Genomic DNA, 16154 nt, shown 5'->3' with positions numbered 1-16154 from the left:
ACACTTAAATTAAATTCCACTCTACAATAAGCCCTAAATGCGTAAGTCCGCCACCAAATCCGTATAGTAAAAGTGTGTCTCCGTTATTTAATTTCCCTTCTTTTATAGCTAAATTTAAAGCGAGTGGAATGGTGACTGAAGAGGTATTCCCCATATATTCCACGCTCGTTAATGTTTTTTGTATTGGAATTTGAGACTTTTCGCAAATAGATTCGATCATTCGTAAGTTAGCGCTGTGGGGTATGAACCAGTCTATATCATCTACTTGCATATTTACGGTATGTAATAAATTTTTTATGCCTTTTGGTACTGTGCGTGTTGCCCATTTATATACTTCTCTTCCATTTTGAACGATTTTTTCATTTGTTTGCAGTGGTGTGCCATTCATAGTAGTAGATAAGTTTGTTCTATATAGATGAATGCCGCCATCACCGTTTGTTCCCATGTGAGCAGCGATAAAGCTTGGGGTGTTTTCATCTCTTTCTAATAAAATAGCTCCAGCACCATCACCGAATAAAATACAGGTCGTTCTATCGGTATAATCAGTAACTTTAGATAATGTCTCTGTCGCTACGACAAGTACTTTTTCATGTGATCCAGAAGTGATTAAGCTATTACCGACGTGTAGTCCATATGTAAAACCAGCACAAGTTGCATTTAAATCAAAAGCTAGTGTATGAAGTATGTTGAAGTATTGTTGTATTTGGCAAGCAACACTAGGGAAAACGTAATCAGCAGTAGTAGTAGCGACAATGATACAGTCGACATCTTCTAAGTTTTTCTTATATGTTGTACATAAATTTTCAATTGCTTTAATGGCTAAGTTTGAGGAGTATTCTTCGCCGCTAGCGATTCTTCTTTCCTTCATTCCTGTTCTTTGTACAATCCATTCATCATTCGTATGGACCATCTTTTCTAAATCGTTATTAGACAATATTTGATCTGGAACATAAGTACCAATTGCAGTAATACGAGATTTAGAATGCATAGGAACATCTCCTAACTTTTATTTTTATAACCTGATACTAATATTAGGTTATAAAAATGTCAATAAAGATTTTTGTTGTATTAAAACGATAATACTTAACTTACTATGAAGGAATTTGGCGAGTGCTGTAAAAATAATATACGAGAAGTTTCTAAATTTGATAATTGCTTTTGTTATTTTTATTGTGAGAAAAACTCGCAAAAAATGACGATTAAAGTAAAAATATAAAGATTTTCTTTCGTGTGATATAGGTTGTTAAACCTTGTGAAAGCGAATTACTTATGCTACACTTTATGTAACTTAAAATGAACGGAGGGGCTTCCTTTGATCTTAATCAGATTACGTCTCAATACTTTGTGCCAATAATTGAATAGCGCTCAAAGGCTCTGTCTGTGTACAGAGTGAACGGGATTGGTCTGCCTATTTTAAAGGAACCCTTTATTAAGCTTATATGTGAAAAAGAGGGAGGGACGAATACGCCCTCTTTTTGTTTTGCCTTTATAAATAGAATGGGATTGTATAAGTGAACACTTACTGTGGATACGTATACAATCTTGGGACTTTTTGACTATAAAATAGGATGAAAGCATAGCTTTCTTCTATTTCTTTGGTGAACCCTTATCCGTTTACGAAAACACAGGCAGCGACCTGTGTTTTTTATTTTACGTAATCGAAATGGAGGAATAAATATATGGAAGAAGTATTACAAAGAGCAGTTTTAGTTGGAGTAAATGTAGGTAATGAAGATGATTTTGCATATTCGATGGAAGAGTTAACAAATCTTGCGGAAGCTTGTGATGTAGAGGTAATTGGGCAAGTAACGCAAAATTTACAACGAGTAAATCCATCGCATTATATCGGAAAAGGAAAGATTGAAGAAGTTGCAGCGTATGTACAAGAAATAGATGCCAATATGGTTATCTTTAATGATGAATTATCTCCTTCACAAATTCGAAATTTAGAAGAGGATTTAGATTGTAAGGTAATTGATCGTACCATTTTAATTTTAGATATTTTTGCGCAACGTGCGAAAACGAAAGAAGCACAGCTACAAGTAGAAGTAGCACACCTTCAGTATATGATGCCTCGTTTAATCGGTCTTCGTGAATCGTTAGGGAGACAGAGCGGCGGCGTTGGTACGAAAAATAAAGGTGTCGGTGAAAAGAAGTTAGAGTTAGACCGTCGTAAAATTGAAGAACAAATTTCAGTTTTGAATAAAGATTTAGAAGCGCTCGTTGCTCAGCGTCAAACGCAGCGAAAGCAGCGTAAGAAAAATGAAATACCTGTTGTAGCATTAGTAGGTTATACGAATGCAGGAAAGTCAACGACGATGAATGCAATGCTTGAAATTTATAATGGTACAGAAGAAAAGCAAGTATTTGAAAAAGATATGTTATTCGCGACGTTAGAAACATCTGTACGAAATATTGATTTGCCAGATAATAAATCATTTTTATTAACAGATACAGTTGGATTTGTAAGTAAATTACCACATCATCTTGTGAAGGCGTTCCGTTCAACGTTAGAAGAAGTAGCGGAAGCAGACCTACTTATTCACGTTGTAGATTACGCAAATCCAAATTATGAACAATTAATTGATATTACAAATGAAACGTTAAAGAAAATTGGAGTAGAAAATATTCCAACGATCTATGCTTATAATAAATCAGATATGGTAGATGTTGAAATTCCGAAAGTGCAAGAAGATCGCGTTTATTTATCAGCGAAGAAACATGTTGGAATGGAAGAACTTGTAGAAATGATTCGCTCACACATCTATAAAGAATATACGAAGTGTGAAATGTTAATTCCATATGATCAAGGACAGGTAGTTTCGTATTTCAATAATCATGCACACGTTTTATCTACGAGTTACGAAAACGAAGGTACCAAATTACAAATAGAATGTAAGACGAGTGATTACGAGAAGTATAAGCATTTTGCAATTTAATGTAAGAGGCAACCCAGTATGTGATTGGGTTGTCTTTTTTTTTGTACTGTTTTACCGCTGAAAGTTACAAGGATGCAAGCCAATGACGGGAGTTAAGTTATATTTCTGGAAAAAGAAATGAAAGCAGTATAGAATAGAAATGTTTCAAAAGTCAGAATTTATTACACCTACTGTAATAAATATATTTTTTGTACAGAAAGGAGCGATTCACATATGCAGGCAGTTTCGCAAAAAAACACAGTAGAAACACCGACAATATATCGAATATTATTTGCGATTAGCTTTGGACATTTTTTAAATGATTCGATGCAAGCAGTTGTGCCGGCGTTGTTTCCTATTTTGGAAAAAACGATGAATTTATCCTATATGCAAGTAGGGTGGATTGCGTTTGCGTTAAATATGACGTCATCGATTATGCAACCGGTGTTTGGTATGTATTCAGATAAGAAGCCGTCACCATTTTTATTACCACTCGGCATGTTTTCAAGTATGCTTGGAATGATTGGACTCGCGTTTGCACCAAACTTTATTATTGTTATTATTTCTGTTTTATTTATTGGTTTAGGTTCCGCAGTCTTTCATCCAGAAGGCGCTCGTGTTGCGTATATGGCGGCAGGTGCAAAACGAGGGTTAGCGCAAGCGATTTATCAAGTTGGGGGAAACACGGGGAATTCTTTAGCTCCTATTTTTACAGCGCTAATTTTCGTTCCACTCGGTCAAATTGGTTCATTAGGTTTTACAGCATTTGCAGCAGTAGGAATTGCATTATTAATTTTCGTATCGAATTGGTACAAAAATGAATTAGCAACCGGTGCTGTAAGAAGGAAGAAGAGGGCTGCACTTGAGGCGGAAAATGCAATTGTAAGTACACACATTAAATTCGTTATTATACTTCTTGTTTTTCTTACTTTTGTACGCTCTTGGTACGGTGCTGGTATCGGGAATTTCTATCAATTTTACTTAATAGAGCATTACGGTTTATCTATAAAAAATGCCCAGTATTTCGTATTCGCATTTATGATTGCTGGTGTGTTAGGCACTTTCTTCGGAGGACCGTTAGCAGATCGATTTGGTAAGAAAAATATCATCGTATTTTCAATGTTAGGTTCAGCGCCACTTGCACTGTTATTACCACATGTCTCACTTGTGTGGGTCGTACCGTTATTTTTATGTATCGGTTTTATTAGTTCAAGTAGTTTTAGTGTAATTGTTGTATATGCACAAGAGCTTGTGCCTGGAAAAGTGGGAATGGTGTCAGGATTAATCGTAGGTCTTGCATTTGGACTTGGAGCATTAGGTGCTGTAGTTCTGGGGAAATTAGCAGATATATATAGCCTGCAATTTATTATGCTATTATGTAGTTGTCTACCATTAATTGGACTCACTTCATGGTTACTGCCAAGTGATAAGAAAACGATAGAATAGGGGATGCGCTATGAAATTGTGTGAAAACGTTACGGAATTAATAGGAGATACACCTGTCGTCCGATTATCTAAATTTATTCCGGAAGACGCAGCAGATGTGTATGTGAAACTAGAAATGTTTAATCCATCGCGCAGTGTGAAAGACCGTGCTGCTTATAATTTACTTCACGTTGCAGAAGAAAATGGTCTCATCAAACCAGGAGATACAATTATTGAACCGACAAGCGGGAATACAGGGATTGGTTTAGCGATGAATGCAGCAGCTAAAGGGTATAAAGCGATTTTAATTATGCCAGATAATATGTCAAAAGAGCGTATTAATTTATTGAAAGCATACGGAGCAGAAGTAGTTTTAACACCAGCAGAACAAAGAATGCCAGGAGCAATTGCGAAGGCGTTAGAACTGCAAAAACAAATACCGAATAGTTTTATCCCGCAACAATTTGAAAATCCAGCTAATCCGAATATTCACCGTTATACGACTGCACTTGAAATTTACGAACAAATGGATGGAGAGCTTGATGCTTTTGTTGCAACAGCAGGAACAGGCGGAACGATTACAGGGACTGGTGAAACGTTAAAAGAGAAATTGCCAAACTTATATATTGCAGTAGTGGAACCGAAAGGATCTCCCGTTTTATCCGGTGGTGTACCAGGTCCTCATAAACTAGTAGGAACAAGCCCAGGATTTATTCCGAAAAACTTAAATACAGAAGTGTATAACGAAATTATTCAAATTGCAGATGAAGAGGCTTTAACGACAATGAGAAACTTAGCTAGACAAGAAGGATTATTAGTTGGGCCATCTTCTGGAGCATCTGTTTACGCTGCAATCATGATAGCGAAACGCCTAGGCGTTGGTAAAAAAGTTTTATGTATTGCGCCTGATACAGGTGAACGTTATTTAAGCATGGGGTTATTTGAATAAAAAGGATAGAAACACCTTAATAGTGAGTAGCTGCTATTAAGGTGTTTGTTTTATGGAATGAAGAGGGGGAGAAGAACAATGAAACTATTAAAACCAATCCATGAATATAGTGAGCATATTACGGCGTATAGACAAGCGTTTTTACACTCAGGGGAACAACCACATGGAAGTAGTTCTTTACAAAACTTTGATTCTCTTGATGAATGGTTTGAAAAAGTGAGTAAACAAGAACTAGGAGAAAATTTACTAGCTAATCGAGTGCCATCTAGTCAGTTTTTAAGTTTTGAAAAAGGGGAACTTATAGGTTTTGTGAATATTAGACATAGATTAAATCCAGAATTATTACGGGAAAGCGGTCATATTGGATATAGTGTCCATCCGAATAAACGTCGCCACGGTTACGCTACGAAACAACTACAACTTGCATTAGCTGAAGCGCAAAAATTAGGATTGCAGAAAGTATTAATAACTTGCGATAAATCCAATATCGGTTCTGCTAAAACGATTCAAAAGGTTGGAGGTGTGTTAGAAAATGAAGTAGTTTCTTCTCGTACTGGTGAAGTTATTCAGCGCTATTGGATACAAATATGATTAAGTAGGAATTTGAAAAGGTAATGCAAGCTGTAATATCGAAATAGATAAATGAAATATAGGGGATTACTGCAATTTTAGGGGGAAATGAAATGGGATTAAAAGAGAAAGCGATAGAGATGTCAGAGATTTATAGGAAAAATCCGAAAGTAGAAGCTATTATTTTAGCGGGTTCAGTAGCTAGAAAGCTTGAAGATGAACATTCAGATATAGAATTACATATTTTATGGTCAACACCGCCAGAAGATGAGGATCGTAGGGCCCCTATTCATCATATTGATGGGACAATATTATCGTATCATCCGTATGAGGAAGAAGAATGGTCGGAAACGTATTTAACGAAAGAGGGAATTAAATTAGAGATTAGTAACTTTTTAACAGAGACAGTAGAGAAAGTGATTTCGGATGTGGTGGATCAATATGATATAAGTTATGAAAAACAATGTATTGTATCATCCATTCATGATGGTGTTAGTTTGTATGGAGAAGGGAAAGTGAATGAATTAAAAGAAAAAGTAGCGGCATATTCAGATGAACTAGCAAAACGGATGATTTCAGAAAATCTATGGTTAAGTAATCGTTGGCACAATCGAAAGGCGCTTTTAAAACGGAAAGATTGGCTTATGCTTTATGACGTTATTTGCGAAGTACAAAGGAACATATTCGGTGTTTTATTTGGTTTGAATAAAATGTACGTACATCATCCAGCGTTTAAATGGATGCCTAATAATGTGGAACGAATGACTATTAAACCTGAAAAATTATATGAACGTATGGCGGACACATTAATAGGGAATCCAGAAAAAAGTGTGCAGGAGTTAGAGTTGCTAATAGAAGAAGTGTTGCAACAAGTTCATACATACGCGCCAGGAGTAAATGTGGATGAGCAAGAAAAATCTATTTTTTATTTTGTGAAATAGAAAATAGTAATAAGGGGGAAGTTATGGGGTTTTTTAATAGGTTTTTTAAAAAAGTTGAAAAAGTAAATGAGCAAGAAGCTACTCTTCATGAATTAAGTGAAGAATTGTATGTTGAATCACCGGTAGAGGAAGCGACTAGTTACTGGGTATCAATGGCACAAAATATAATTGTTAATGCTGTAAAAGCGGCTGACAATGATGTGGAACGTGCCTTCGTGTTATTGAATTTGAAGAAAGGTGAGGCTTCATTTGATATTTTTTATCAAATAAATGGGCAATTGTATTTCTGGGATCAGCTAGAAAATGAGACGATAAGAAATAGAATTCAGAACGAGTTGTTACCGCAAGCTCCAGAAGTTTCAAATGCAGTAAATGAGCAATTTCGTGGAGCTGATCACCCTATAATTTCGTTCGCACAATTGCAGTTTGAATGGGAAACGAAAGCCTGGTTCTCACATATAATTTGGGAAGATAGCCTTGCTGCTCAATTGCCCAAAAATCAAATTCTAAATGAATGGTTTCGTGTAATTAAAGAAGAAACGAAAAATAGACCACTGGATAGTGATGCGAAATTTTCTTGGTATCCATCAAACTCTTAAAAAATGAATACAGAGAGACAGGTTATGTTTCTAGATGATTTGTATTATTGAATAAGTATCAATAATACGTAATTCTTTTTCTATTGCCTGTTAGAATTCGTTATGTACTAAGCTACTTGTTTTCTAAACTAAAACTTATATTTCGAATTTTTAAATAGATTGTAATACATAAAAATTCGAAATATAAGTTGACACTATTTTTAATGTGTGATAAAAATGATAGTAATCAATTCGGAAAATAATATTTGGGCAATGAAAGGGTATAGTAGTGAATATCTCCCTATTTCAGAGAGCTGATGGTTGGTGTGAATCAGTATATAGATTATTCATGAAGTTCGTCCTGGAGCATCTTTCATAAATCTCATATTTTGAGGAAATGAAAGACGGTAGTTTATACCGTTATCAAATAAAGTGGTGAAGATTTTTTCACAACTAGGGTGGTACCGCGATATTTATCGTCCCTACGTATTTACGTAGGGACGTTTTTTATTTAGGTCCTAACTTTGGTGTGGCTTCATAACTAGGGTGGTACCGCGATATTTTATCGTCCCTACGTTTTTGCGTAGGGGCGTTTTTATTTAGGTGGTTTCTTAGTGTTCTTCACAACTAGGGTGGTACCGCGATAATTTTGTCGTCCCTACGTATTTACGTAGGGGCGTTTTTTTATTATTAGGGAGGAAGTGAACGTATTAGAAAAGAGTATTGATAGAACAATATAAATACCGAATTGTAACAAAGAAAAAGAGATAGAGAGGAGATTAACAAATGAATTCACAGCAATGGACATCGAAATTAGGTTTCGTATTAGCTGCAGCAGGTTCGGCAATTGGTCTTGGGGCGATTTGGAAATTCCCATATATGGCCGGCATTGGAGGAGGCGGAGCGTTCTTCCTAATTTTCATCGGTTTCACATTATTAATTGGTTTACCGCTATTATTAGCTGAATTTGTTATTGGAAGAAGTACACAAAAAGAGGCTGTCGATGCATATAGAGAGATTGCTCCTAAAACGTTATGGCCTTGGTTAGGTAAATTAGGAATTGTAACATGTTTCATATTACTTTCTTTCTACAGTGTTGTAGGAGGCTGGATTTTATTATATTTATGGAATGCAATTACAGGTAGACTATGGGAAGGAAATGGAGCATACGAAGCTACGTTTGGTGAAATCATTTCCAATCCATATTTAGCAGTTGGATCACAGCTATTATTCATCCTTATTACTATTTTCATCGTAAGTAAAGGTGTACAAAATGGTGTTGAAAAAGTAAATAAATATTTCATGCCAGCACTATTCGTTTTATTCTTTGTATTAATCGTTCGTGCACTTACGTTAGATGGTGCTGGAGAAGGCGTTCGTTTCTTCTTACAACCTGATTTCTCACATGTAACATCAGAAGTTATTTTATACGCAATGGGGCAATCGTTCTTCTCATTATCTGTTGGGGTAGCCGTTATGGTAACGTATAGCTCATACTTACCGAAAGAAGAAAGCTTACCACGTTCAGCATTTTCTATCGTAGCCTTAACTCTTGTTATTACATTACTTGCAGGACTTGCAATTTTCCCAGTTGTGTTCGCATTTGGGATGGAACCATCTCAAGGACCAGGACTATTATTTATCGTATTGCCAGCTATTTTCAGTAAAATGGCATTCGGAAAATTATTCTTCATCGTTTTCTTATTACTATTCTTCTTCGCTACGATTACATCAGCAATTTCGATGTTAGAAATTAGTGTTGCATCGTTAACATCAAAAGGTAAAGGGAAACGTGAAAAAATGGCCTTAATCGTAGGGTTATTAATCTTCGTTGTTGGGGTACCATCAGCATTATCATTCGGTATATTAAGTGATCTGAAGATTTTCGGGAAGACAGTCTTTGATTTAGCGGACTATGCAGTAAGTAACGTATTAATGCCACTTGGTGTATTATTAGTTTCTATCTTTGTTCCTTTAAAAATGAAGAAAGATGTATTAATGAAAGAGCTAGGTGTAAGTAAAAATAAAGGTTATAAACTATTCGTATTATGGTTATTCTTACTTCGTTATATCGCACCAATTGCGATTATTATCGTATTCTTAAATGTACTTGGCATTATATAAAAAGAAAGGTAGCGTATCATACAAAGATACGCTACCTTTTTATTTTGCTCTTTTTTGCAATTCATTTACTGTTACGAACTGATAGCCCTTCTTAGATAAAGAATCTAAAATACCTTCAATCGTTTGTAAATTTTCATTTGACTCATCATACATAGAGTGCAGTAAAATGATAGAACCTGGTTTTACATTTTTATTAACGTATTTAATTTTATCAGCCGCAGATTTATAAAAAGTATCGGGCTCAAGATCCCATGTGATTGTTTCGATATTGTTTTTATTTAAATAATATGGCAGCCCTATTAACTTCTTACCGTTAGGGGGCCTAAAATCAATTTCGTCTGTAAATCCTGTTTGGTGGATTAATGAATTCGTTTTTTCTATTTCATCTTTAATAAAAGAAGGTGTTTTGAAAACCATTCTATTATGAGAATATGTATGGTTTCCGAGTTGGTGCCCAGATTGCGCGATAGCTTCTCCTAACGATAAATTTTGCTCTAATTCATTTCCAATTAAAAAGAAAGTAGCTTTAGCGTTGTATTTATCTAGTAGCGGTAATATTTGTTTTACATTGTTAGTAGGGCCATCATCAAAAGTTAAAGCAATCACTTTTTCATTTGTTTCTACGCGTTGTGTTAAATCTCCAAATAATTGAAAGCTTCTTGCGTTCATCAATTTGTATGTTCCGAATAATGCCGTGATAATAAAGAATAGTGTAACGATTGTAATGATAATTTTTTTCTTCATAATGTAACCTCACAATGATTTTTAATTCAGTTAAAAAGTATTATATCAAACTAAGTAATTTCGTGCTTTAAGAAGGGTGTGGATGCAAGGAGAAGGAATTTATCATATAATAAAATGCAAAAGGTATATTAGGAGGTGTTTATATGGCGATTATAATTCAATTGCCAGACACTGCAACGTCTCATGCAAAGCCAAGTATGGAAATGGCGATACTTTGCGTGAGGTAGACAAGTAATATACAATCGCCTATATGAGCTCGTATCATTTTTTATATTTGGCTTTGCACCTTATTGAAATGAACCATAAAAAATAAGGGGCGAGCAGAAATGAAATACGTAAAAGCTAATGCTGTTTTACCAGAGAGTTTAATTACTGAAATTCAAAAGTATATACAAGGTGAAACAATTTACATTCCGAAACAAGAAACGAAACATTATAAATGGGGTACACGATCTGGCGGAAGAAAACAACTAGATGAAAGAAATAAAGCAATTAAAGAAGCGTTTAAAAGTGGGATTGCTATTCATCAACTTGCAGAAGAATATTTTCTTTCTGGGGAAACGATTAAAAAGATTGTGTATTCTAAATAAGAGGAAAAGAGTCTGATTCATATATTACTTTGAATCAGACTCTTTTTGTTTTATGTGTATTGGATATATGAGGCGTGAACGGGCATGATAATAGAAAAAATGTGCCGTTTTTTTATTAAATGGTATACAGAGCACTTGAAAAGTAGAAAGGTGAACATATATGAATCATATTGGACAAATAACGATAGAGCTTTTAGTTGGTTTTTTTGTTCTATTAATTGCTACAAAAATATTAGGGAAAACACAAATATCTCAGCTAACGCCATTTGATTTTATTTCTGCAATCGTCCTAGGTGAGCTCGTTGGAAATTCAATATATGATCCTAAAATTAAAGTATGGTCTATTTTATATTCAGTATTTGTTTGGGTAATTTTAATTTATACTATAGAAGTGATAACACAAAAAGTAAGAGGAACAAGAAGGTTTTTTGAAGGGTATCCTTCAATTATTATTCGTAACGGAAAGATTGATCGTGAACAATTAAGCGTAAATCATTTGGATATAAACCAATTACAACAAATGCTTAGGCAACAAAAAGATATATTTTCAATCCGAGAAGTTGAATATATGATATTGGAACCGAACGGAAACATAAGCGTTCTGAAAAAAAGTAAATACGAATCTCCTACTATAAATGATTTAAGTTTAAAACATAAGCCTGTATACTTACCAATTTCATTAATTAGTGATGGAAAAGTAGTTAAGGATAATTTGAGGGAAGCGGGATTTGATGAAGGATGGCTTTATAAACAAATAAAGCAAAAAGGAATTACTAAATTTGAAGACGTATTATATGCGGAATGGAAAACAGATGATGGCTTCTTTTGTCAGGAAATGCAGCGGTAGAGAATAAGTGATATATGTAATGTTTGTTTCTAAGTTATCTTTTACATATCAAAAAATGTAATCATTGTATACAATAAAACTAGATCAACAATTTGTATGGAGTGATAAAGATGGAAGCGTTTATTAGAAGTGATCAATATAATTTTATAAAATCACAAGCTTATATTTTAGCAAACGGGCATGCAACGGCAAATGATAGAGGTGTAATTCAAGCGTTAAAATCGCTTGCGATTGAAAAGATAATACATGTATTTGAGAATTTAACGGATGAACAGAAAGAGTTAATTGATACGGTATTAACAGTTCAAAATAGAGAAGATGCAGAATCATTTTTAATGAAAATAAATCCGTATGTAATTCCGTTTCAAGAAGTTACAGCACAAACATTAAAAAAATTATTTCCTAAAGCGAAAAAGTTAAAACTTCCTGATATGGAAGAAATGGATATGAAAGAAATATCTTATTTAAGCTGGATTGATAAGGGGTCAAGCAGGAAATTTATTATAGCGAAAAATGATAAAAATAAATTTGTTGGTCTGCAAGGAACGTTCCAAAGTTTAAATAAAAAAAGCATTTGTTCGTTATGTCATGGACATGAAGAAGTAGGAATGTTTTTAGTTGAAATTAAAGGCGATGTACCAGGAACTTTCGTTAAAAAGGGAAACTACATTTGCAAAGATGGTGTAGCTTGCAATCAGAATATGAAGTCACTTGATAAATTACATGATTTTATTGAGCGATTGAAGAAATAAAATGGAAGACCTCTAGTGCTTGAACTGGAGGTCTTTTATTTTGAAAATGGTAATAGATTTCCTTTTTGGAAGATATAATTTATAAATAAAACATAAGAGAGGTGAAGTATTGTTTAAAAATTTTTTGATTTTGTTACCGGATGTTTTACTTATATGTATCGTTCTCTACATAATGTACACAAATTCTTTTAGTTTTGGACAGATGCTAGTAATTTCCATTGCAATCGGAATTATTGGTGGTCTTGCTATTAGAATTTGTAAGGATGTATTCACGTATATAAGATGGACAATTAAACAAAGAAAAAATTGAATATGTTTAATAGTTATTAGGAGGGAATGAAATGACTAAGAAAAAGAATAGAGTGAAAAACGAGATAGTACTTTGGTCACTAACAGCAATTGTTCTGTTAATTGTATGGTACTTTTATCAAAAATAAAAACGCAACGTACTAAAAAAGCACGATGCGTTTTTATTATTTTTTTTGCCAATTTTCTTTTATAAAGTCTTCACGCCCAGATTCTTTTTGCTCAGTAGCATATTTCTCTGGATTCTTTTTATAGAAATGTTGGTGGTATTCCTCTGCTTCGTAAAAAGGTGCAGTAGGACGAATTTCAGTCACGATTGGATCTTTAAACATACCGCTTTCTGCAAGAGCTTGTTTTGATTTTTCAGCAAGCCCTTTTTGTGTTTCGTTATGATAAAAAATAGCGGTACGATAAGATGGACCACGGTCAAAAAATTGTCCGCCATCATCAGTTGGATCGATTTGTGGCCAATATAAGTCTAGTAATTTCTGATAAGGAAAAATAGAAGGATCGAATGTAATTTGAACAACTTCTAAATGTCCAGATGTTCCAGCTTTTACTTGTTCATATGTTGGGTTTTCTACATGACCTCCTGCATAGCCAGAAAGTACTTTATGAATACCAGGAAGTTCATCAAATGGTTTTACCATGCACCAAAAGCAACCGCCTGCGAAGGTTGCGAGTTCGTATGTTTTTTCGGACATTGCTGTAATCCTCCTAAATGTATATGTTTTATATAGTATTATATAAATTGTTTTATTGCGCAATAAAAAAGATTTTAAAATATATGTTTTTTACAAACAAGATCCTCCGCTCACATCAATTAATTGTCCAGTAACCCAGCGGCTGTCTGGAGAAGCAAGGAATGCAGCAGTATCGGCAATGTCTTCTACTTCACCTAAGCGATTGAAAGCGGAAATAGTAGTAGCGTACTGCTTCATCATCGGGTCGCTCAAGAGTTCTGCATTCATATCTGTTTTAATAAATCCTGGAAGTATTGCATTCACCGTTATTCCTCGTGCTCCAAGCTGTTTTGCTAGCGTAAAAGTCATTGTATTAATAGCGCCTTTCGTCATACTATATGCAACAAAATCAGGTAAAGAAATGCGGGTGGCAGCGGATGAAATATTAATAATTCGGCTATTGTCACGTAAACGTGGTAGTGCTAGTTGAATGATAAAGAATGGAGCTTTTGCATTTACTGAAACCATTCTATCAAAAAACTGTTCAGTCGTTTCTTCAATAAAAGCACCAGGACCAATGCCAGCATTGTTTATTAAAATATCAAATTGTGTTTCACCAGTGCGCTTTTGTAATTCAGTATCTAAAGCGTTATAAAGGTTTTCTACACCGTGTAAGGATTCTAGATTTGCGCCGATAGAAAAAGCTTGGCCACCATCTGATCGAATTTCATGAACAGTTTCTTCAGCGTCATCTTTTCGACTACCGTAATGAACAGCAACTAATGCACCGTCATTTGCTAAACGTTTAGCGATCGCTCGTCCAATTCCTCGGCTTGCTCCTGTAACTAACGCTACTTTCCCTTTTAACATAGTTTCCTCATCTCCTCATAAACTTTATAAGTTTTTCTTTATGTAGTAATGCAAACATACTTAAGTAATATATGAGTGTATGTAAGTAATGCATTCCAATTTTGATTTGAGAAAAAATAAATAGAATGAATTTTGATTTTTTTGAAAAAACATATTGACAACGAAAAGAACAACGTCCTATAATACGTGTAACAAATAAAAGTTAATTAAGAATTTTCTAACTTTATATGTTGTATATGCAAAGAAGAGGAAAGTAGATGATTATGATCGTTTCAGAGAGCTACTCCAAGGCTGTGAGGGTAGTAACAATCGAATCATTGAAGATCACCTCGGAGCATCGCTTGCGAAAGGGAAACTGAGTAGAGGGCGGCGGCATCGTCTCCGGTAAAAGGACGGAGGTCTGATTGGACCTACAAAGCTTATATTTCGTGAGAAGTATAAGGAAGCTGAGTGGTAACGCGAAACTCTCGCCTCAGCAATCAAAGCTACTAAATTGTAGTAGTTGATTGCTGAGGCGAGAGTTTTTATTTTTAAAAATAGAAGAAGAGAATGCGTAGAAGAGGAGAGTAAATGATAAAGATTGTTTCAGAGAGCTGCCCCGAGGCTGTGAGGGTGGTAACAATTCACTCATTGAAAATCACCTTGGAGCACTACTTTTGAAAACTAGTAAAAAGTAGCGGGGTTGTTCCCGATAGAAAAACAAAAGTCTAATTGGACTTGCAGAGCTTATATTTCGTGAGAAGTATAAGGAAGCTGAGTGGTACCACGATTCCCTCGTCTCAGCAATGGATTGCTACAAGTATGTAAGTAATCGATTGTTGAGACGAGTATATTTTTAAGGTTTATATACTGAATATTCTGTTAAAAATACTCATCTCAGCAATCGATGTAGAAATAGATTGCAAAAAAATAGAGAAAAAAAGAGGAGCGATGTGAGATGGGAAACCAGTACATTTACATGAATGGGGAATTTGTAGAAAAAGAAAAGGCAGTTGTTTCAGTATATGATCACGGTTTTTTATACGGAGACGGTGTATTTGAAGGGATTCGTAGTTACGGAGGAAATGTATTTTGTTTAAAAGAACATGTGAAACGATTGTATGAATCAGCGAAATCTATTTTACTAACAATTCCAATGACGGTAGAAGAAATGGAAGAAGCAGTTTTACATACACTCCAAAAAAACGAATATACTGATGCTTACATTCGCTTAATTGTCTCAAGAGGAAAAGGTGACTTAGGGCTCGATCCGAGAAGTTGTGTGAAGCCGAGCGTAATTATCATTGCAGAACAATTAAAGTTATTCCCACAAGAATTTTATGATAATGGGCTAAGCGTTGTATCGGTTGCATCAAGACGTAATACGCCAGATGCGTTAGATCCACGTATTAAGTCAATGAATTATTTAAATAACGTACTTGTAAAAATTGAAGCAGCACAAGCAGGAGTGTTAGAGGCTCTTATGTTAAATCAACAAGGATATGTTTGTGAAGGTTCTGGTGATAATGTTTTCGTTGTGAAAGATGGAAAAGTATTAACCCCGCCATCCTATTTAGGAGCATTAGAAGGTATTACGAGAAATAGTGTTATCGAGCTATGTGAGCGACTGAGTATTCCGTGTGAGGAAAGACCGTTCACTCGCCATGATGTATATGTAGCGGATGAAGTATTTTTAACAGGAACAGCAGCGGAGTTAATTCCAGTTGTAAAAGTTGATTCCAGAGAAATTGGAGATGGGAAACCAGGAAGTGTAACGAAACAATTGACCGAAGAATTTAAAAAATTAACGAGAGAAAGAGGAGTACGTGTTCCCGGGCTGACGGAAAGCTTAGCGTAAATAAGGAGAGGAGTTAATGG

16 protein-coding genes and 2 other annotated features are annotated in these 16154 nt (G+C 34.9%); of the genes, 12 read left to right on the top strand and 4 right to left on the bottom strand.

Features of this window, described 5'->3' with window-relative positions; all coding sequences use genetic code 11:
• Positions 1 to 4: 4 nt before the first annotated feature.
• Positions 5 to 988, bottom strand: coding sequence for a ketoacyl-ACP synthase III (locus ACTFR3_RS07765; protein ID WP_000555759.1), 984 nt, complete (start codon positions 986 to 988; stop codon positions 5 to 7).
• Positions 989 to 1679: 691 nt separating this feature from the next.
• On the opposite strand from ACTFR3_RS07765, the gene hflX reads away from it, so the two are divergent.
• The 7 genes from hflX to ACTFR3_RS07730 all read left to right on the top strand — a co-directional run bounded on the left by hflX (position 1680) and on the right by ACTFR3_RS07730 (position 9505).
• Positions 1680 to 2939, top strand: coding sequence for a GTPase HflX (hflX, locus tag ACTFR3_RS07760; protein WP_000393285.1), 1260 nt, complete (start codon positions 1680 to 1682; stop codon positions 2937 to 2939).
• 213 nt (positions 2940 to 3152) lie between these two features.
• Positions 3153 to 4364, top strand: a complete 1212-nt coding sequence (locus tag ACTFR3_RS07755; RefSeq protein WP_001149412.1) for an MFS transporter — start codon at positions 3153 to 3155, stop codon at positions 4362 to 4364.
• A gap of 10 nt (positions 4365 to 4374) precedes the next feature.
• Positions 4375 to 5292 carry a cysteine synthase A gene (gene cysK, locus ACTFR3_RS07750; RefSeq protein ID WP_000762273.1) on the top strand — a complete coding sequence of 306 codons (918 nt, stop codon included), beginning with the start codon at positions 4375 to 4377 and terminating at the stop codon, positions 5290 to 5292.
• Positions 5293 to 5370: 78 nt separating this feature from the next.
• Positions 5371 to 5883, top strand: coding sequence for a GNAT family N-acetyltransferase (locus ACTFR3_RS07745; protein WP_000771271.1), 513 nt, complete (start codon positions 5371 to 5373; stop codon positions 5881 to 5883).
• A 92-nt stretch (positions 5884 to 5975) separates the two neighbouring features.
• Positions 5976 to 6803 (top strand): DUF4037 domain-containing protein, encoded by an 828-nt coding sequence (locus ACTFR3_RS07740; RefSeq protein WP_000523174.1) that lies wholly within the window; start codon positions 5976 to 5978, stop codon positions 6801 to 6803.
• Positions 6804 to 6826: 23 nt separating this feature from the next.
• Entirely contained in the window at positions 6827 to 7402 is a 576-nt protein-coding gene (locus ACTFR3_RS07735) for a hypothetical protein (RefSeq protein WP_000505543.1), read from the top strand.
• 243 nt (positions 7403 to 7645) lie between these two features.
• Positions 7646 to 7868, top strand: a binding site (T-box leader).
• Between the two features lie 299 nt (positions 7869 to 8167).
• The gene (locus ACTFR3_RS07730) at positions 8168 to 9505 is read left to right on the top strand and encodes a sodium-dependent transporter (RefSeq protein WP_001088187.1); all 1338 of its coding nucleotides are present in this window, start codon (positions 8168 to 8170) and stop codon (positions 9503 to 9505) included.
• Between the two features lie 39 nt (positions 9506 to 9544).
• Here the strand turns inward: ACTFR3_RS07730 and ACTFR3_RS07725 are convergent, their stop codons facing one another.
• A complete protein-coding gene (locus ACTFR3_RS07725; protein ID WP_000726857.1) occupies positions 9545 to 10249 on the bottom strand; it encodes a polysaccharide deacetylase family protein in 705 nt (234 codons plus the stop codon).
• Positions 10250 to 10575: 326 nt separating this feature from the next.
• Here ACTFR3_RS07725 and ACTFR3_RS07720 point away from each other — a divergent pair, with 326 nt between their 5' ends.
• The 4 genes from ACTFR3_RS07720 to ACTFR3_RS07705 all read left to right on the top strand — a co-directional run bounded on the left by ACTFR3_RS07720 (position 10576) and on the right by ACTFR3_RS07705 (position 12748).
• Positions 10576 to 10839 (top strand): CD3324 family protein, encoded by a 264-nt coding sequence (locus ACTFR3_RS07720; protein WP_000878325.1) that lies wholly within the window; start codon positions 10576 to 10578, stop codon positions 10837 to 10839.
• A 160-nt stretch (positions 10840 to 10999) separates the two neighbouring features.
• On the top strand, positions 11000 to 11686 hold the full coding sequence (locus tag ACTFR3_RS07715) for a DUF421 domain-containing protein (protein WP_001015543.1): 687 nt from the start codon (positions 11000 to 11002) through the stop codon (positions 11684 to 11686).
• Between the two features lie 110 nt (positions 11687 to 11796).
• Entirely contained in the window at positions 11797 to 12438 is a 642-nt protein-coding gene (locus ACTFR3_RS07710) for a FusB/FusC family EF-G-binding protein (protein WP_000387072.1), read from the top strand.
• 109 nt (positions 12439 to 12547) lie between these two features.
• A complete protein-coding gene (locus ACTFR3_RS07705; RefSeq protein ID WP_440044329.1) occupies positions 12548 to 12748 on the top strand; it encodes a hypothetical protein in 201 nt (66 codons plus the stop codon).
• Positions 12749 to 12911: 163 nt separating this feature from the next.
• Here the strand turns inward: ACTFR3_RS07705 and msrA are convergent, their stop codons facing one another.
• Both msrA and ACTFR3_RS07695 read right to left on the bottom strand, forming a co-directional pair.
• Entirely contained in the window at positions 12912 to 13448 is a 537-nt protein-coding gene (msrA, locus tag ACTFR3_RS07700) for a peptide-methionine (S)-S-oxide reductase MsrA (RefSeq protein ID WP_017657927.1), read from the bottom strand.
• A gap of 90 nt (positions 13449 to 13538) precedes the next feature.
• Positions 13539 to 14297 carry an SDR family oxidoreductase gene (locus ACTFR3_RS07695; protein ID WP_000911822.1) on the bottom strand — a complete coding sequence of 253 codons (759 nt, stop codon included), beginning with the start codon at positions 14295 to 14297 and terminating at the stop codon, positions 13539 to 13541.
• A 545-nt stretch (positions 14298 to 14842) separates the two neighbouring features.
• Positions 14843 to 15082: a binding site (T-box leader), on the top strand.
• Between the two features lie 152 nt (positions 15083 to 15234).
• Here ACTFR3_RS07695 and ilvE point away from each other — a divergent pair.
• Positions 15235 to 16134 carry a branched-chain-amino-acid transaminase gene (gene ilvE / locus ACTFR3_RS07690; RefSeq protein ID WP_000528161.1) on the top strand — a complete coding sequence of 300 codons (900 nt, stop codon included), beginning with the start codon at positions 15235 to 15237 and terminating at the stop codon, positions 16132 to 16134.
• Positions 16135 to 16154: the final 20 nt, after the last annotated feature.

Origin of the sequence: Bacillus cereus group sp. MYBK14-1, assembly GCF_051916885.1 — a bacterium.
In the GTDB taxonomy this organism is placed as follows: Bacteria; Bacillota; Bacilli; order Bacillales; family Bacillaceae_G; genus Bacillus_A; species Bacillus_A cereus.
This window is presented reverse-complemented; position numbering and strand designations above follow the sequence as displayed.